Source organism: Spirosoma pomorum, assembly GCF_054776615.1.
On the sequence record NZ_BAAHBP010000024.1, the window covers coordinates 195416 to 212793 of the forward strand.

15 protein-coding genes are annotated in these 17378 nt (G+C 51.2%); 12 read left to right on the top strand and 3 right to left on the bottom strand.

Annotated features, from left to right (window positions below):
* Positions 1-106 precede the first annotated feature (106 nt).
* Together ACYVAD_RS14370 and ACYVAD_RS14375 are read left to right on the top strand one after the other, a co-directional pair.
* Positions 107-916: a sensor histidine kinase gene (locus ACYVAD_RS14370; protein WP_461140196.1), complete on the top strand. Its 810-nt coding sequence runs from the start codon at positions 107-109 to the stop codon at positions 914-916.
* Positions 917-940: 24 nt separating this feature from the next.
* Positions 941-1603, top strand: coding sequence for a response regulator transcription factor (locus ACYVAD_RS14375; protein WP_461140197.1), 663 nt, complete (start codon positions 941-943; stop codon positions 1601-1603).
* A 3-nt stretch (positions 1604-1606) separates the two neighbouring features.
* Here ACYVAD_RS14375 and ACYVAD_RS14380 read toward each other — a convergent pair whose 3' ends face one another.
* Positions 1607-2395 (bottom strand): SDR family oxidoreductase, encoded by a 789-nt coding sequence (locus ACYVAD_RS14380; RefSeq protein WP_461140198.1) that lies wholly within the window; start codon positions 2393-2395, stop codon positions 1607-1609.
* Positions 2396-2542: 147 nt separating this feature from the next.
* On the opposite strand from ACYVAD_RS14380, the gene ACYVAD_RS14385 reads away from it, so the two are divergent.
* The 4 genes from ACYVAD_RS14385 to ACYVAD_RS14400 all read left to right on the top strand — a co-directional run bounded on the left by ACYVAD_RS14385 (position 2543) and on the right by ACYVAD_RS14400 (position 5961).
* Positions 2543-3994 (top strand): DASH family cryptochrome, encoded by a 1452-nt coding sequence (locus ACYVAD_RS14385; protein ID WP_461140199.1) that lies wholly within the window; start codon positions 2543-2545, stop codon positions 3992-3994.
* Between the two features lie 70 nt (positions 3995-4064).
* A complete protein-coding gene (locus ACYVAD_RS14390; RefSeq protein ID WP_461140200.1) occupies positions 4065-4646 on the top strand; it encodes a LemA family protein in 582 nt (193 codons plus the stop codon).
* A gap of 60 nt (positions 4647-4706) precedes the next feature.
* Positions 4707-5141 (top strand): TPM domain-containing protein, encoded by a 435-nt coding sequence (locus ACYVAD_RS14395; RefSeq protein WP_461140201.1) that lies wholly within the window; start codon positions 4707-4709, stop codon positions 5139-5141.
* A 7-nt stretch (positions 5142-5148) separates the two neighbouring features.
* Complete coding sequence (locus ACYVAD_RS14400) at positions 5149-5961, top strand: TPM domain-containing protein (RefSeq protein WP_461140202.1); 813 nt, start codon at positions 5149-5151, stop codon at positions 5959-5961.
* Between the two features lie 68 nt (positions 5962-6029).
* On the opposite strand, the gene lpcA is transcribed toward ACYVAD_RS14400, so the two are convergent.
* Positions 6030-6605: a D-sedoheptulose 7-phosphate isomerase gene (gene lpcA, locus ACYVAD_RS14405; RefSeq protein ID WP_461140203.1), complete on the bottom strand. Its 576-nt coding sequence runs from the start codon at positions 6603-6605 to the stop codon at positions 6030-6032.
* Positions 6606-6713: 108 nt separating this feature from the next.
* Entirely contained in the window at positions 6714-7733 is a 1020-nt protein-coding gene (locus tag ACYVAD_RS14410) for an LLM class flavin-dependent oxidoreductase (protein ID WP_461140204.1), read from the bottom strand.
* Positions 7734-7982: 249 nt separating this feature from the next.
* Between ACYVAD_RS14410 and ACYVAD_RS14415 the strand changes: the two genes are divergently transcribed.
* From ACYVAD_RS14415 to ACYVAD_RS14440, 6 genes are all read left to right on the top strand, one after another.
* Positions 7983-8540: an RNA polymerase sigma factor gene (locus tag ACYVAD_RS14415; protein WP_461140205.1), complete on the top strand. Its 558-nt coding sequence runs from the start codon at positions 7983-7985 to the stop codon at positions 8538-8540.
* A gap of 48 nt (positions 8541-8588) precedes the next feature.
* A complete protein-coding gene (locus ACYVAD_RS14420) occupies positions 8589-9596 on the top strand; it encodes a FecR family protein (protein ID WP_461140206.1) in 1008 nt (335 codons plus the stop codon).
* Positions 9597-9734: 138 nt separating this feature from the next.
* A complete protein-coding gene (locus tag ACYVAD_RS14425; protein WP_461140207.1) occupies positions 9735-13175 on the top strand; it encodes a SusC/RagA family TonB-linked outer membrane protein in 3441 nt (1146 codons plus the stop codon).
* Positions 13176-13197: 22 nt separating this feature from the next.
* Entirely contained in the window at positions 13198-14739 is a 1542-nt protein-coding gene (locus ACYVAD_RS14430) for a SusD/RagB family nutrient-binding outer membrane lipoprotein (RefSeq protein WP_461140208.1), read from the top strand.
* Positions 14740-14883: 144 nt separating this feature from the next.
* Positions 14884-15804, top strand: a complete 921-nt coding sequence (locus ACYVAD_RS14435) for an RraA family protein (protein WP_461140258.1) — start codon at positions 14884-14886, stop codon at positions 15802-15804.
* A 30-nt stretch (positions 15805-15834) separates the two neighbouring features.
* A complete protein-coding gene (locus ACYVAD_RS14440; protein ID WP_461140209.1) occupies positions 15835-17319 on the top strand; it encodes a mandelate racemase/muconate lactonizing enzyme family protein in 1485 nt (494 codons plus the stop codon).
* Positions 17320-17378 lie beyond the last annotated feature (59 nt).

Here is a 17378-nt window from a genome sequence, read left to right on the forward strand (position 1 = left end):
ACTGTATACCACCATTCACTCAATGCTACTTACAACTTATTGAAATTCAGCAGTTGATTGCCAATTTTGCTGCTGAAACAATTAATCTGGAAACTTCTACGCAGCCATGAGCTCTGGTTTTGTCATCGCAGTTGGGACGGCCGCGCTGTTAATGATGGCAGTGTTTATCATTGTCTTCGTTGCCTATTATCAGCAAAAGCAGGTGAGGCAGCAACTTGTGCTCAAGGAAATCCAGGAACAACATCGGCGGGAGTTGATGGCGGCAACGTTTCGGGGGCAGGAAGGGGAGCGTCGACGGCTGGCCGAAGATCTGCACGATAGTATTGGTACGATGCTGTCGGTAACAAAGATGAATCTGAATCAGATTGAGCGCTTCTCAACTGATAATAACGTTCGGCTCAGTTTACAAATTCAGAAAACCCGCGCGATTCTGGACGAAACAATGTTCAACGTCCGGCGTATCAGCCGCGATTTGGTACCGACGACACTCGAACGATTTGGTTTACTGGCTGCCTTGGAAGAACTGGCAGACCGGGCTACGAATGATGACCTACAGGTACAAATCGACTGTCCATTTATAACCGAACCGTGGCCGTCATCACTGAATCTGACGTTGTACCGTATTGCGCAGGAATTGATCAACAACGCTATCCGCCATGCAAGGGCTCAGCAGATCGTGGTGCAGCTCTATTGCTTTGATAATGACGTACGATTATCGGTGATGGACGATGGCGTTGGCTTCGATTTTGACGCTATTATGGAAAATAAACAGCGGGGAATTGGGTTGCGTAACGTCGAAAGTAGATTGAGTGTAATGAACGGTCACGTTACGGTCGATGCTGCTCCTGGGCGAGGGACTAAAGTTCATGCTCAGGTTAGTCTCCAGAATCTCCAGCCCGCCCTGATTCCCAGCTAACTAAACTCTTAACGCTTCGCCGATATGCGTAAAATCAGATTAGGTCTTTGCGACGACCACAATTTGTTTCGGGTAGGAATGAGCTCAATCCTGAATCAAGTCTATGACTTTGAGTTAATTCTGGAAGCTAGTAATGGGAAAGAATTAATTGATCGAATTTCGCGAAAAACGCCGGATGTTTTGTTGCTCGATCTGCAAATGCCCGTCATGGATGGAACGGCTACGGCAGATTACCTGCGGGACAATTTCCCGCTCGTGAAAATCATCGTACTCACGATGCACGACGAAGACCGGATGGTGCTTCACCTATTGGAAAAAGGTGTTAGTGGTTATCTGCTAAAAGACGCCGAAGAAGGCGAAGTTGAAAAGGCCATTCGTAAAGTGATGGACGAAGGAGTTTACCTGAACGAGTTTGTTTCCAAGGTGATGCTACGGAAGATGACCAATAAAAACAAGGTCAAACCCCTTGCATCGAATGGGCTTTATAATAGTAAAATCCTTTTGTCTGAACGCGAAAAGGAAGTATTAACCTTGCTCTGCGAAGGCTTATCGACTAACGAGATCAGTGAAAAAATATTCTTAAGTCCCCGTACGGTCGAAGGCCACCGCCTGCGAATTCTGGAAAAAACAGGTACCAAAAATACCGCAGGTATGGTCGCCTTCGCCTTTCGGAATAATCTGGTTTAGCTATTACAGGCTGCCCGTCCGGCCCCCGTCGACCGGTACATTGATCCCATTGATGGAGGCTGCAGCGGGCGTACACAGAAAAGCGACGGCCGCACCTACTTCTTCCGATTCGACAAAGCGTCCGGTTGGAATCTCCTGCTGCATCTGCGTAGCTACCTCTTCTTCAGTTTTTCCGGTTGATTGAGCACGCATCGACAACACTGAATCGAGTCGAGCGGTACGCGTGTAGCCTGGCAGGACGTTATTAACCGTAATGCCGAACTGCGCAATTTCTAAAGACAGTGTTTTAGCCCACTGCGCCACGGCTCCCCGAATGGTGTTTGATACGCCCAGACCCACAATGGGTTGCTTCACTGAGGTTGAAATGATGTTCACAATCCGGCCGTAGCCTACTTTTTTCATGGCTGGAACCACAGCCTGAACCAGCGCCTGATTGTTCAATAGATGGTTATGAAACGTCTGCACAAAGGCATCTGCCTGTGCATCGATTAGCGCCCCTCCGGCGGGACCACCCGTATTGTTAATCAGAATATGCACGGTTGGATACTGCGTTAAATGCTGGTTGATAGCTTCCGTGACAGCGTTGGCGTTGGCAAAATCGGCAACAATGTACCGGTGAGTCTGTCCCCGTGACGTATCCAGCGCATTAATTGTTTCCCGTAGTTTCTCTTCGTTACGTGCCATCGGAACAACAGTAGCCCCCAGTAATGCCAATTCAATGGCCGACGATCGACCAATGCCCTGTGTACTTCCGCAGACGATCGCGGTTTTTCCGGTCAAATCAAGATTCATAGTTTACGTTGGTTTTGAGCAACATGTCGCTGCTGTGCCTATGGTGAACACAAACAAAAGAAGATTTGATAAAAACGTGAGACAGCGTAGTCGGAACTAATCAGGTGCTACGGGGTTGTTTTGATACGTAATACCGATTATCTGTTTATGCCTAAACGTATTCTGTACTGGTTCCGTAACGACCTGCGGTTGCACGATAACGAAGGATTGGCCCGGGCCGTGGCCGACGCTGATGAAGTGGTGCCCGTTTTTGTGTTTAACCCTGACTGGTTTGCTACGCTATCTGATGTGAACATTCGAAAGACGGGAGCCTATCGAACGGCGTTTATGCTCGATAGTGTGGCCGATCTACAACGATCGCTGAAAGAAAAGGGCGTTGAGCTTCTTATTCGTACAGGAAATGCTTCCCAAATCCTGGCTGATCTGGCCGAAGAAGTGGACGCTGCTGCGGTTTACGCTAGTAAAGAAGTAACACAAGAGGAAACGGACGTTGAATCGGATCTGAGTAAGCTGCTCAAGCCACTTAATGTGGACCTGGAGTTCTTCTGGATGGCTACGCTTTATCACGTTCGCGATTTGCCCTTCAACATTTCCCGTTTGCCGGTTCAGTTCACGCAATTTCGGGAGCAGGTAGAGAAATCAGTAGCGGTACGTGAGCTGATGCCAACCCCTGATCGCATCGTGGGGGTTCCCAATCTACCCACGGAAGAGATGCCTACTCTGGAGACTTTTGGCTTCCCGGCGGAAGAGAGTCGACAGGATGAACGAACCGCTATTCAAGTTAAAGGTGGTGAATCGGTTGCTCTGGCCCGGTTGCATCGGTATCTATGGGAGCAGGATCTGGCGAAAACATACAAGGAGACTCGTAACGGAATGCTGGGCGAGGACTATTCGTCAAAATTCTCTGCCTGGCTCTCGATGGGTTGTTTGTCGCCCCGGCAGATTTACTGGGAACTACAGCGCTACGAAACCGAGCGGGTAAAGAATGAGTCAACCTACTGGCTGGTCTTCGAACTGCTTTGGCGTGATTTCTTCCGGTTCACGGCCCTTCGTTATGGTACGCGTCTGTTTAAGCCGAGCGGTATCAAATACGATTTCAGCAAACGGGGAAACCGTGATTTAGCCCTGTTTCAACGGTGGGCCGAAGGGCAGACGGGAATTCCATTTATCGATGCTAATATGCGCGAACTAAACCAGACGGGATACATGTCTAACCGGGGCCGCCAAAACGTAGCTAGCTTCCTGGTGAAAGATATGGGAATCGACTGGACCTGGGGGGCTATGTATTTCGAAAGTTTATTAGTCGATTACGACCCGTGCAGTAACTGGGGGAACTGGAATTACGTTGCCGGTGTAGGAAACGACCCGCGACAAAATCGCTATTTCAATATCTACAGCCAGGCTACGCGCTACGATGAGCAAGGAGACTATGTGAAACACTGGCTTCCCGAGTTGGCTGCGGTTCCTGCCGACCAGATTCATCTGGTGTCGAATTTAAGCGTCGAAGAACAAGCTGACTATAACGTAATTTTGGGTAGTACATATCCACAACCGATCATCAATCCAAACCAGTGGCTTACGGACGAAAAACACCGTTAACCTAAAAGTTGAAAACAAATCAATACTTCTGCGGAGTTTTGGTGTATAAAATCACTACAGAAACATAACCATGTCAAGAACCTTAATTATCGTTGTCGTTATTGCTATTGCGCTGGGCTTCTATGGCTGTAGCTCCTATAATGGTCTAGTCGAAAAAGATACACAGGTCGATCAGGCCTGGGCGCAGGTACAAACCCAGTACCAGCGCCGGTCTGATCTGATTCCAAATCTGGTCAATACCGTAAAGGGTGCTGCCAATTTTGAAAAAAGTACGCTGGAAGCCGTTATTAAGGCACGTGCCAGCGCAACGGGAATCAACCTGAGCGCCGATCAACTGACTCCGGAGAATATTCAGAAATTTCAGGCTGCTCAAGATCAGCTGAGCGGTTCGCTGTCGCGTCTGCTAGCGGTAGCCGAGAATTACCCGCAGTTGAAGGCCACGCAGAATTTCTCTGAACTACAGGCGCAACTGGAAGGAACTGAGAACCGAATTGCCGTAGCACGTAACGATTTTAACGGCGCGGCAACCAGTTATAACCAATCGGTCCGTTCGTTTCCGAACAACATATTTGCCGGTATCTTCGGATTCCAGCGTCGGGGCTTGTTTGAAGCTTCTAAGGCTGCCCAAAACGCACCAACGGTACAGTTTTAGCCATGAGTCAGGCCAGCGCTTCGCAAGTGGCGCTGGCCTGATTGCATAAAACCTTTCCGTATGAATCCTCATTTCACGCCCGACGAGCAGCAGCGTATCGTTGGTGCTATTCGCCAGGCCGAAAAAACAACATCGGGCGAAATCCGGGTGCACGTCGAACAGCACTGCCCGGACGGTGATCCCGTTCAGCGAGCCGTTGATGTTTTCAGCCGACTAGGTATGCATCAAACGAAAGAACGTAACGGCGTACTATTTTATCTGGCGCTTACGGATCGCAAGTTTGCTGTTATCGGCGATAAAGGAATTAACGCCAAAGTGCCCACTGATTTCTGGGCGAGTACGAAAGACTTAATGCGGACGTATTTTGCGGCCGGTGACTACGTAGGTGGCCTAAGTCAGGGTATCGAGCGAGCCGGGTTGCAGTTACGGCAATACTTTCCCCATGCCGGTGCGAACGATACCAATGAGCTTTCCGACGATATATCGTTTGACTAAAAACTCTGTGAATAAATCTGTTTCAACATTTCATGGGTTTCGACCAACAGCCTGGCTTTTGTCGCTATTGCTGCTGTTGTTTGCCTGTCAGGTACAGGCGCAGGTAAGCAGCGCCGATTCGGTAATTCCCAATCGACCCAATCCACCCCGGCTGGTCAACGATTTTGTGGGGATTCTGAGTAGTAGCGAACGGTCAAGTCTGGAGCAGAAGTTACGGTCCTACAACGACTCAACGTCTACGCAGATCACCATTGTCATTGTCAAAAGTACGGAGCCGTATCCTATTGGTGACTTTGCCTTTCAGGTTGGTCGGAAATGGGGGGTCGGGCAGAAAGGGAAAAATAACGGACTAGTGCTGGCCTGGGCAACGCAGACCCGGAAAATATTCATCGCGACGGGTTACGGTCTGGAAGGAGCTATCCCTGACGCTATTGCCAAGCGAATTATATCGAACAAGATTGTCCCGGCCTTCAAGCAGAAGCAGTATTACGAAGGACTGAATGCTGCCACGACGGAAATTGTCCAGCGTGCGCAAGGTGAATATAAAGCCGAACCCCGCGGTGAGTCGAGTGGTGGTGGCGCCGGTATCTTTTTCATCATCATTGTGGTCATGATCGTGGTCTTCTTTCTCTCCCGTCGAAACGGTGGTGGAGGACGTAATAACCGAAACCGGGGTGGGGGTTTCTTCCCGCCTGTTTTCTTTCCAACGTCAACATACTCCGGCTGGGGAAGCTCCGGCGGTGGAGGAGGTGGCGGAAGCGACTTTGGGGGCTTCGGGGGAGGTAGCTTCGGCGGTGGCGGAGCGGGGGGAGATTATTAAAGATTAGTATCCTAACGGAAAATAAATAAGAACGGCGTAGCTGAGAATCTCAGCTACGCCGTTCTTATTTACCCAATAACCTGCTTTTCAATGAGCAGAATAAACAGGTGAATAACCTTAATGTGAATCTCCTGAATCCGGTCGGCATAGCCGAAATGAGGAACGCGAATTTCGACATCGGCCTGTCCAGCCAGTTTGCCACCATCCTTCCCCGTTAGTAGCACGACTTTCATGCCTTTCTGGCGAGCTGCCTCAACGGCCCGGATAATGTTGCCCGAGTTACCGCTGGTACTTAGCCCGAGTAATACGTCACCTTCGTTGCCCAAACCCTCCAGAAAACGGGAGAATACGTATTCGTAACCGAAATCATTACTGACGCACGATAGGTGGCTTACGTCAGAAATGGCAATTGCGGCCAATGAACGCCGGTTATCCCGGTAACGCCCCGACAACTCTTCGGCAAAATGCATGGCATCGCAGTGGGAGCCACCGTTGCCGCAGGAAATGATCTTCTTACCGCTCTTCAACGCGTCAGCCATCAGCGTGGCCGCCTGTTCGATCGCAGTAAGATGATCGGGGTTATTTAAAAACGTATCCAGTACGGACTGGGCTTCGGTTAGTTCGTGACGAATCAGATCAAGCATGAAAATGCGTACTAATGTTGCAGATTAACAAAGCACAAAGGTTGCCCTTTCCCCGCAACTCTACAAGACTGACGCTGCTGCACAGACCTAGAATTAACGCCAGCGGACCTAGTTGTGGACGTCGGCCAGTTGCTCTTCTTCCACCAGTTCGTTACGTGCTTCCATCGCAATTTCGAACGAACGAAGCCGAGCCTGGTGATCGAAAATGGAGCCGGTCAGAATCAACTCATCAGCCTGCGTCTGGTCAATAAACCGCTTCAGCCAGTCCTTCACCGTGTCACGGGAGCCTACCGCTGAGTACCGTAATGTGTGATCGATGATCGCCTGCTCGGAACTGGACCAGGCTCTGTCTGGGGTATCCAGCGGGGGCGGCATTGGGCCGGGCATGCCAAAACGAATATTAATAAACTGCTGCTGGAGCGACGTATAAAGTCGCTGTGCTTCCCTGTCGGTATCAGCAGCAATAACATTGGCCGCTACCATGACGTAAGGCTTTTCCAACTGCTCCGATGGTTTGAACCGGCTGCGGTATACCTGAATAGCCCGCATCAGTTCGTTCGGCGAAAAATGCGATGCAAAGGCATAAGGGAGTCCCAGTAAGGCCGCTAGCTGAGCGCCGAATAGACTTGATCCTAGTATCCAGATTGGTACGTTCAGACCAGCACCGGGTACCGCCCGAACTTGTTGACCGGGCACGGCTTCCTGAAAATAGCGTTGTAATTCGACCACATCCTGCGGAAACGTATCAGGACCGGTTAAGTCACGACGCAAGGCGTAGGCCGTTGCACCGTCTGCACCAGGGGCCCGACCTAATCCTAGGTCAACCCGACCGGGGTACATGGATTCCAGCGTACCAAACTGTTCTGCAATAACCAGGGGCGAATGGTTCGGTAACATGATTCCGCCCGAGCCAACACGGATTTTCTGGGTGCCCGCGGCCACGTAGCCAACAACCACCGAGGTAGCAGCACTGGCTACGCCCGTCATATTATGATGCTCGGCCAGCCAGAATCGGTTGTAACCCCAGGCCTCGGCGTGTTGCGCCAGATCCAGCGAATTACGAAAAGACTGGGCTGCCGAACTGCCTGCCATAATCGGCGAAAGATCCAGCACAGAAAAGGGAATCATAGCGATGTTGTGTTTAATACATCGAAAACATTAAATGTATTGTAAAAGCTCCCTTTCTGCCTGAAAGTATTTCCCGACTACTTTTTGATAGAAGTACACTCTCAATTATCTGGTCGGCAAAGTTTTATGATATATGAGAAAATTTATATTTATTTCGCTATGACTGTACTATTAGAATTATTTTTAAAATCATTTAGGGATTTTATTCTTCTAGTTGACTATACACAAACTGCCCACCAACCACCTCGGATGAAGTACCAGTCGATTTCCGATAAGCAACTCGTACTGTTTCTCAAAGACGGCGACACTGTTGCCTTTGAAGAAATATACAATCGGTATTGGTACAAATTATTTGGACTGGCCTACCACCAGACCGGTACCAAAGAAGAAGCGGAAGAATTGGTGCATGATCTGTTCGAGAGCATCTGGAACCGGCGGCAGCAAGTTGTTATCAGCCATCTGGGGGCGTACCTGATGGTAGCCATGAAACACCTGGCCACGAATTATATCAAATCGCAGATTAACCATCGCAAACTGCGGGAATACCTGATTTTCCACCAGATGCAGCAATCATTCTCCACGGAGGAACTGGTCAATTACGAAGATTTGTCCGACGCACTCAAGGAGGTTATGAAAAAGCTACCCGAGAAGACCAGCGAGATTTTTAAGCTGAGTCGGTTCGAAAATCAGTCTGTGAAGGACATTGCCAGTTTATTGAATCTGTCGGAAAAAGCCGTTGAATACCATATTACTAAATCCACCAAACTACTGAAGGAAAACCTGAGAGCCTACCACAACTATAACTAGGCCGTTTTCTACGACTGCCTCCTTTTTACAACCTGAAATAACCTTTCCATGTCACAGTACGAGTTTGACCAGCTACTTCAGAAGTACCTTGCCGGCGGCTGTGAACCTGCTGAGGAAAAAATAGTCATTGACTGGTTCGAACGTATCGGTAATCAACCGTTACCACCGCTCGATATTGACGAACAGCATATTATTCGTCAGCGATTGTGGAAACGAGTCTTGACGACAATTAAGGGGAAGCCACGGCTGAGGCCGCTGTTTTTCCGAAAGCCGTGGATAGCTGTTGCCTGTGGGATGATTGTTTTGCTTGGCATCGGTTGGGTATTACGTAACGGAAGTACGCAGGAAAGGACCCAATTGGTGCAGCTTTCGTCGCCTAGCGAAAACCGCGAAGTGCGTAATACGGGTAGTGGACCACAGACAATTCGATTGGAAGAGGGGACTATAATTCGGTTGCAGCCCAACGCTGTCTTGAGCTACCCAGTCCATTTTGCCCGGCATCACCGGACCGTATCGATGAAAGGAGAAGCCTTTTTTAACGTAAAGCGAAACCCGGCCAAACCCTTTATTGTCCATACCGGCGAGCTGGTAACCGAAGTGTTGGGAACGAGCTTCACGATCAAAGCCAGCGCCGACGAAAAAGAAGTCGAAGTAGCCGTTCTGACTGGTCGGGTAGCGGTTTATCAGACTGCCGACCGGGGGATGAAGCAGCGGAAAGAGGTGATCCTGAAGCCAAACCAGAAAATTGACTTCAGTGTCCACCGAAAGCAGCTGATTCCGAGTCTGGTTGACCGTCCGGCCAGATTGACTACCAGACGCCAGCCCCCGCAATTAATCTTCGAGGGGGTCCCGCTACAGGACGTATTGACCCAACTGCAGGCGATTTATGGGATTGATATTTTCCTGGAAAATGATGCCCTTAGTGCCTGCGTATTAACGGCAGATTTAACCGATCTGCCGCTCTACAGTCAGCTTGAACTGATCTGTAAATCGCTCAACGCCGAATACGAAACCCGAGGCACCAGCATTTCTATTCATGGTCTGGGATGCCAATAGTAGCACTGATCTAACTTCATCAATCTTAGAAAACTAGTCTGAGATCAAGACGATTGAGTCGATCTCGGTCTGGTGCATAAATCCTTATTGGTTCAGACAGCCAATACAATCTGCATATTCTTAAACCCCTGTATCTATATGAAAAATAGGTTCTACGTATCATTCCCGTGGCGGAATGTACTGCATTGGTGCGCTGCGTATGTACTGCTGCTTAGTATTGGCAGTGGTGCCGTGAGCGCCCATTCCGCCCGCGCGCAGGAAATTCTGAATCGGACCCTGTCCATCAAACTGGAATCCGTGGACGTAAAGAATGCGTTGTCTCAGATTGAGAAGCAGGCCAACGTCCGGTTTGTCTACAGTCTGCAAACCATTCAGACAACAAAGAAGGTATCCTTGCGCGCTGAAAATCAGAAGTTGTCCGCGATACTAAACGAGCTATTGACGCCTATCGGGGTAATCTACGAGGAAGTTAGCTCACGTATCGTTCTACGGAAAGTTGATCCAAGAGCGGACGTCAGTCCATCTATCAGTACGCATGAATCGTCACTGGCAACCGTTACCGGACTGGTAACGGATGAGCGGGGAAAACCCATTCCGGGCGTAACGATTCTGGTTGAAGAAACCCAGCTAGGCACCACGACCGACGCGAATGGCAAATACACCATCAACCCGCCGGATAATGCCGTACTGGTGTTCAGCGCTATTGGTTTCGAGGGGAAGAAAGTAACGGTTGGAAACCAGACACAGATTGATGTCGTGCTTAAAGAATCGTTGCAAAACCTGAACGAGGTAGTTGTGACGGCCTTGGGTATCAAGAAGGAAGCCAAAAAGCTAGGGTACGCCACGGCCATTGTTAACACCGAGCAGATCACCACAAACCGGACGGTCAACCTGGGGAACAGCTTGCAGGGCAAAGTGGCTGGGGTAAACGTAACGGCACCCACGGGCGGACCGGGCGGTACGTCGAAAATCCGGATTCGGGGTCAATCGTCGTTCAAGGGCGACAACTCGCCTTTGATCATCGTCAACGGTGTCCCCATCAACAACTCGAACTTCTCCAGTCGTCAGGGCGATACCGATGGCACAACGAACCGCAGCGGATCGGCGGCTGATGCGGGGGATGGCTTGCAGAGTATCAACCAGGACGATATTGAGACGTTAACAGTGCTGAAAGGGTCGACGGCGGCAGCGCTGTATGGCTTTCGGGCTAAAGACGGCGCTATTGTTATTACGACCAAAACTGGCCGTCGGAACGCGGGGATTGGTGTAGAGGTCAACTCAAACTTTACGGCCGATCAGGCATTGGATTACACCGATTTCCAGTATGAGTACGGGCAAGGGGAATACGGCAAGCGTCCAACAACGGTAGGAGAAGCTCAAAGTTCGGGCGTATTTAGCTTCGGTGAAAAAATCGATGGTAAGCCAACGTTCCAGTTTGATGGCGTTCAGCGCCCTTACTTAGCTAACCGCAATCGTATCCGGGAGTTTTACCGGACGGGTACGACCTGGACGAACACGGTGGCGCTATCGGGCGGGAGTGATAAAGGGGGCTTCCGGATTTCGTTCTCCAACACCGATGCCAAGGCGATTATTCCCAACTCGGATTTTCACAAGCAAATCCTTAACCTGGGCCTGACGTATCAGTTTACGCCCAAATTTTCGACGCATATCAACGCCAATTACTCCAACGAATTCAACCACAATCCACCGCAGGTTGGATTGCAGGATCTGAACGCGAACACAACGGTGTATACCACTGCCACAACGGTTGACATGGCGACCCTACGCGATAACCGGTATGACGCCAATGGGTACGAGCTGGCTACATCGCGGTTTACGAATCGTAACAACCCGTACTGGGTGGCCTATGACCGTTTCGAGAACGTACGTCGCGACCGGCTATTTGGCAACGCGTCCTTACGGTATCAGTTCACCGACTGGCTGTACGTACAGGGGCGGATTGGGCAAGATTACTACGCTCGTCCCTACGATTTCAACAGACCTACCGGAACTCGGTCCTTATCAGCCGCTGCGACTGGTTTCAACGGTTATTACTACCAGGAGATCATTACGTTCCGGGAGCGCAACCTGGACTTCCTACTGGGTGCTAACCGCAACTTTGGCCCTTTCGGTATCGACGTAACGCTGGGAGGTAACCAGTTGGATCAGACGTACACGAACAACAACGCATCGGCTACGAACTTCTACATTCGCGGACTGTACACCATCCAGAACGGGCAGGCCAAAGACCCGCAGTATGCTTACAGCCGCAAGCAGGTTAATTCGTTGTATGGCGCGGCCGAGTTCTCCTTCAAGAATTATGCGTTTATCAACGTAACGGCGCGTAACGACTGGTTCTCGACCCTGGCCCAGCCCAGCTATCTTTACCCATCCATCAGCGGTAGCTTGGTACTGAGCGATGCGCTTTCCGTGCGGCCATCCTGGCTGAACTATGCTAAAGTTCGGGCGGCTTATGCCGTGGCGGGGGGCGATACGGACCCGTACCAGAACAACCTCTACTACGGGCTGAATGCCAACACGATTCAGGGGCAGGCGCTGGGCTTTATCACCAGCAACGTTAGCCCCAACTCATCCCTGCGGCCGCTGAAAATTAAAGAAGCTGAAGTTGGTCTGGAACTACGGGCGCTCAATAGCCGGGTCAATCTGGACCTGACGCTCTATCGGAAAAATACGGTCGATGAAATTCTGAACGTCGACGTATCGACGGCGTCGGGCTATGATAAAACGAAGGTAAACGTCGGACGACTCCGCAACCAGGGGGTTGAAATGTTGCTGACATTGGTACCGGTTAAGCAGGCATTTAACTGGGAAACAACGCTTAATTTGACGTACAACGAGAGCCAGGTACTGGCGCTGGCCAATGGACAGCAAAGACTGAAGGTTGGTCAGGGTGATTTTTTCGGCGAGGTGTGGCACGAGGTAGGATTGCCGATGGCGTCGTTACGTGGTATTGCCTACAAACGCGACGCGCAGGGAAACATTATCCTGTCGGGTGGCAAACCCGTAGCGGGGGACATTACCACTTTTGGTAGCGCAATCCCGAAATGGACGGGCGGTTGGCTCAATACGTTCACCTACAAAGGCATTCGGGTATTTGCTCAAATCGACTTTAAGAGCGGGCATAAGCTGATTTCCAACTCGAACCTGAACTTCCTGCGCCACGGTCTGTCGAAAGCGTCCCTGGTTGGCCGCGAAGGTGGGGTGGTATTTAACGGCGTTAACGCGGACGGATCCCGCAACACACGGGCCGTCGAAGCTGAAGATTTCTACTCCAGCTACCGCAGTACCAACATGGCTGAGCCATTTGTCTATAACGCTAGCTTCATTCGGTGGCGGGCACTATCGGTGGGGTACGACTTCTCCCGATTTGTCAATAAAACATTCATCAAAGGGCTGACGCTGTCGCTGGTTTGCAACAACGTCCTGATGATCAAAAAATACGTGGATAACCTCGATCCGGAAGCCGTTGCGGGGGCGTCTGATAATATTCAGGGGATTGAAACGCACTCCCTGCCAACAACCCGTAGCTACGGCGCTAACCTAAATTTCAAGTTCTGACCCATTCTGTCCTCTTCCGACGATGAAAAAGACATACATTCTATTGACCACGGCGTTGCTGTGGGCAGGGCTGAGCAGTTGCGACAAAGGATTTGAAGAAATCAACCGCAATCCGGTTCAGTCGACTTCGATCGATCCAATCTATCTGTTTACCAACGCGGAGTTTTCAACAACGATGTCCGCGCAGACAATCATTTACGAAGAAGCTATTGTCCAGCAGATCATTACCCCTTATGGTGGGGTCAACAACGGCGGTAACTACAACCAGGATAACCGCGCCAACACGACGGTAAACTGGAACTTCATGTATAGCGGGACGGGGAACAGTGGTAGTGGCCCGGTGAAACTGTTGAGTGACGTCCTGAACCAGACGAAGAGCGACGCGAACCGGAGTAACCTCTACAACATGTCCCGAATCTGGAAGGCGTATGTGTTTCAGGTGCTGGTCGATACGTATGGCGATGTGCCCTACAGCCAGGCCGGGCAAGCGTACTTGCAGGGAGTCAATCTGCCGAAATACGATAACCAGCAGGACATCTATAATGACCTGCTAAACGAACTGGAGCAGGCTACGGCCGCGCTGGATGCGAACAAGCGAATTGAAACCGGCGATTTGTTTTTCCGGGGGAACATCGCTCAATGGAAACGGCTGGGCTACTCGCTGATGCTGCGGGTGGCTATGCGTCTATCAAAAGTAGATGCGGCAAAAGCGCAGTCGTACGTGCAGAAGGCCGTGGCGGGCGGGGTCATGCAATCGAATGATGACAATGTCAAAATTCAGTACTCCAGCATTTTCAACAATCCGCTCAGTAACCTGTGGAACGGTACGGAAAAAGCCAGTTTCTACCTGGCTGAGCCCTTCGTTACGTACTTAAAACGGACCAACGATCCTCGCCTGGGTGTTTTTGCGGCCAAGTATAGTGAGCCGTCGAAAGATGTAAGCGTTATAACGGCTGACGTAACACCGGCTAATCAGATTGGCTTCCCGATTGGCTACGACAACGGTAGTATCGTTAATGCGCCCAACTACGCGGGCAGCATTGGGTCGGGCGGATGGAAATACTCGCAGGTGAACCGGCGGACGGTGGGTAAAGTGGACGCGGTGCAGCATTTCATCACCCACGGACAAACCCAGCTGCTGTTGGCCGAAGCGGCTCAGCGGGGCTGGACGACGGGAAGTGCGGCTACGTACTACACGAACGGGGTAACGGCGAGCCTGAACCAGACGAAAGAGTACGACGCGTCGGCGACGATAGCAACTTCCGATATTACGGCCTACCTGACGGCTAACCCCTTCGATGCCAGTAAGGCGCTGGAACAAATCAACAACCAGTATTGGGTAGCATCGTTTTTGAACGGACCCGAGGCCTGGGCAAACTTCCGGCGTAGCGGTTACCCCGTGTTGACGCCTAATGCCTATCCTGGCAAAACAATTACCGGAAATTTCATCCGGCGGCTAACGTACCCGCTAAACGAAAAATCGGTGAATGCCGACAACTACAATGCTGCCGTGAGCCGACAGGGGGCCGACGATCTGGACACGCGTGTCTTTTGGGATAAGTAAATCGCCTTGAAAATTAGCTTGTGCGAAAAGAGAACAGGATGGTTTGTCGGGTAAAAGCGACTAGAACCAAAAAGCTGCCTGCGAATCACGAATCGCAGGGCTGGTTTCATAGGACGATAATCAATTTATGACCGAATGAATACGATGAAAAGTACCTTGTTACTAGCCACTGCGTTGCTCGGTTTGTGCGCCAAAATACAGGCTCAGCAGATCGGCGCGACCAAAGACGCCATCATGGCTTATTCGCAGGAATGGAAGGGCGAACGCTACCCCGACGGTCGCCCGAAAGTGCCGGATGACCTGGTCGAACGGCTGAAAAACATTTCCATTGAGGAGGCCTGGGGCGTGATGAAAAATGAAGGGTATAACAACCAGTTCGAAGCGGGCTGGCAAATTATTCACCCGGACAAAGTCCTGGCGGGGCGCGTCGTGACGGCGCAGTACATGCCGTCGCGCCCGGATATGGAAAAGCCGATCAAGGAAAAGGGTAAAGCCGAAAAACGATCCGGTTCACCCAATTCCTGGCCAATTGATGTGCTGCAAACCAACGACGTGTACGTAGCGGATGGCTTCGGGAAAATCATTGACGGTACGTTGATCGGCGACAATCTGGGTAACTCCATCTACGCCAAATCCAAAACCGGCGTGGTGTTCGACGGTGGGGTGCGCGATCTCGAAGGGCTTGAAGAAATTGATGGGTTTGTAGGCTACGTGCGGGGTGTCGATCCGTCGTACATCAAGGAAATGATCATGACGGGCATCAACTGCCCCATCCGCATTGGCCGCACAACAGTGCTGCCGGGCGATCTGGTGCTGGGCAAGAAAGAAGGCGTCATTTTCATTCCGGCGCACTTGGCCGAAAAGGTCATTACCAGCTCGGAATGGGTATCGCTGCAGGACGATTTTGGGCATCAGATGCTGCGGGAGGGTAAATACACCCCGGGTGAAATTGATATGAAATGGAGCGCTGCTATCATCACGACGTTCCGGTCCTGGCTCAAGGCGCACCCGGACAAAGTGAAGATGTCGGCGCAGGAACTCGAGAAACGTATTGCCACGCTGTAAATCGATACCAATTCCTAACTCTTAGTCCCTATGAAAAACCTTCTGGATCGTTTTGCCTACACCCGGCCCGCTCCGGTACCGTCTACTCCCCAGTCGTTTCCCGCTGCAACGCCCTCCCCGGCGGACCGGCGCAATTTTTTAAAAAAATCGGCGCTGGGTGGTCTGGCGCTGGGTATGCTGTTCGACCACGACGCCCATGCTGAAGTCGAATACATCAGCCAAAAAGTCAATCGCAGTTCCAAACCCTCCGATCTACGCATTACGGATATGCGGGTGGCGGTGCTGACGGGCGTTCCGTTCACGAGTCCCATCATCCGGATTGACACCAACCAGGGTATTTCGGGCTACGGTGAGGTGCGTGACGGAGCTAGCGCCAAATACGCGCTCTTTCTGAAAAGCCGGATTCTAGGCAAAAACCCCTGCAATGTCGAACAATTGTTCAAGGTCATCAAAGAGTTCGGGCAGCACGGCCGGGCGGCAGGTGGTGTTTGCGGGGTCGAAATGGCGCTCTGGGATCTGGCCGGTAAGGCGTACGGGGTTCCCGTCTATCAGATGCTGGGCGGCAAATACCGTGATGAGGTACGTTTGTATGCCGATACGCCTGAAGAAAAAGATCCGACCGCGTTTGCCAAGAAGATGAAAGCGGAGCGGATTGACAAAGGCTTTACGTTTCTGAAAATGGATTTTGGTATTGAGCTGCTGGCCGATACGCCCGGTACCCTCATTGGCGCGGGCGTTTGGGACGTAAAACGCCAGTTTGGCAACGCCCCCGTCGGTCCCCGGCAGGTAGGGAGCTACAGCATGACGAAACACCCGTTCACGCGTGTGCAGGTGACCGACAAAGGCCTGGATATTCTGGCCGATTACGTCGAGAAGGTGCGTAATGCTATTGGCTACGACATGCCGCTGGCCGCCGATCACTTTGGCCACTTCGACGTTAATACGGCGATCCGGCTGGGCAAGCGGTTGGAGCGGTACCAGCTAGCCTGGCTGGAAGACATGGTGCCCTGGTTCTACCACGACCAGTGGCGGCAGATCACCGAAGCGATCGAAACTCCAACGCTGACGGGCGAAGATATCTATCTGAAAGAGGAGTTTATTAAACTCGTTGATGCGAAAGCTGTTGACCTGATCCAGCCTGATCTGGCATCGTCGGGCGGGATTCTGGAAACCAAAAAGATTGGTGACTACGCCGAAGAGAAAGGGATTCCGATGGCGATGCACTTTGCTGGATCGCCCATTTCGATGATGGCCAACGTGCACTGCGCGGCCGCTACGCAGAACTTCGTTGCACTGGAGCATCACGGGGTCGACGTGCCTTTCTGGGAGGATCTAGTGACGGGTATCGAAAAACCCATCGTGAATAAGGGGTTCATTCGGGTGCCGGACAAACCGGGCCTGGGTGTGGAACTGAATGAGGCCGTTGCTAAACAGCACATGATGAAAGACGAACAATATTTCGCCCCGTCCGACAGCTGGAACAAAGTCGAATCCTGGGATCGGACCTGGAGTTAGACGGCCAGATGTATTAAGCTAATGGGTTGATTCAGGAAAGTTGTCTTTCCTGAATCAAC

What these genes read in the sequence shown, in the direction of transcription:
- ACYVAD_RS14370 (WP_461140196.1), top strand. Translation starts at nt 107, where the DNA reads ATGAGCTCTGGTTTTGTCATCGCAGTTGGGACGGCCGCGCTGTTAATG.
- ACYVAD_RS14375 (WP_461140197.1), top strand. Translation starts at nt 941, where the DNA reads ATGCGTAAAATCAGATTAGGTCTTTGCGACGACCACAATTTGTTTCGG.
- ACYVAD_RS14380 (WP_461140198.1), bottom strand. Translation starts at nt 2,395, where the DNA reads ATGAATCTTGATTTGACCGGAAAAACCGCGATCGTCTGCGGAAGTACA.
- ACYVAD_RS14385 (WP_461140199.1), top strand. Translation starts at nt 2,543, where the DNA reads ATGCCTAAACGTATTCTGTACTGGTTCCGTAACGACCTGCGGTTGCAC.
- ACYVAD_RS14390 (WP_461140200.1), top strand. Translation starts at nt 4,065, where the DNA reads ATGTCAAGAACCTTAATTATCGTTGTCGTTATTGCTATTGCGCTGGGC.
- ACYVAD_RS14395 (WP_461140201.1), top strand. Translation starts at nt 4,707, where the DNA reads ATGAATCCTCATTTCACGCCCGACGAGCAGCAGCGTATCGTTGGTGCT.
- lpcA (WP_461140203.1), bottom strand. Translation starts at nt 6,605, where the DNA reads ATGCTTGATCTGATTCGTCACGAACTAACCGAAGCCCAGTCCGTACTG.
- ACYVAD_RS14410 (WP_461140204.1), bottom strand. Translation starts at nt 7,733, where the DNA reads ATGATTCCCTTTTCTGTGCTGGATCTTTCGCCGATTATGGCAGGCAGT.
- ACYVAD_RS14415 (WP_461140205.1), top strand. Translation starts at nt 7,983, where the DNA reads ATGAAGTACCAGTCGATTTCCGATAAGCAACTCGTACTGTTTCTCAAA.
- ACYVAD_RS14420 (WP_461140206.1), top strand. Translation starts at nt 8,589, where the DNA reads ATGTCACAGTACGAGTTTGACCAGCTACTTCAGAAGTACCTTGCCGGC.
- ACYVAD_RS14425 (WP_461140207.1), top strand. Translation starts at nt 9,735, where the DNA reads ATGAAAAATAGGTTCTACGTATCATTCCCGTGGCGGAATGTACTGCAT.
- ACYVAD_RS14430 (WP_461140208.1), top strand. Translation starts at nt 13,198, where the DNA reads ATGAAAAAGACATACATTCTATTGACCACGGCGTTGCTGTGGGCAGGG.
- ACYVAD_RS14435 (WP_461140258.1), top strand. Translation starts at nt 14,884, where the DNA reads ATGAAAAGTACCTTGTTACTAGCCACTGCGTTGCTCGGTTTGTGCGCC.
- ACYVAD_RS14440 (WP_461140209.1), top strand. Translation starts at nt 15,835, where the DNA reads ATGAAAAACCTTCTGGATCGTTTTGCCTACACCCGGCCCGCTCCGGTA.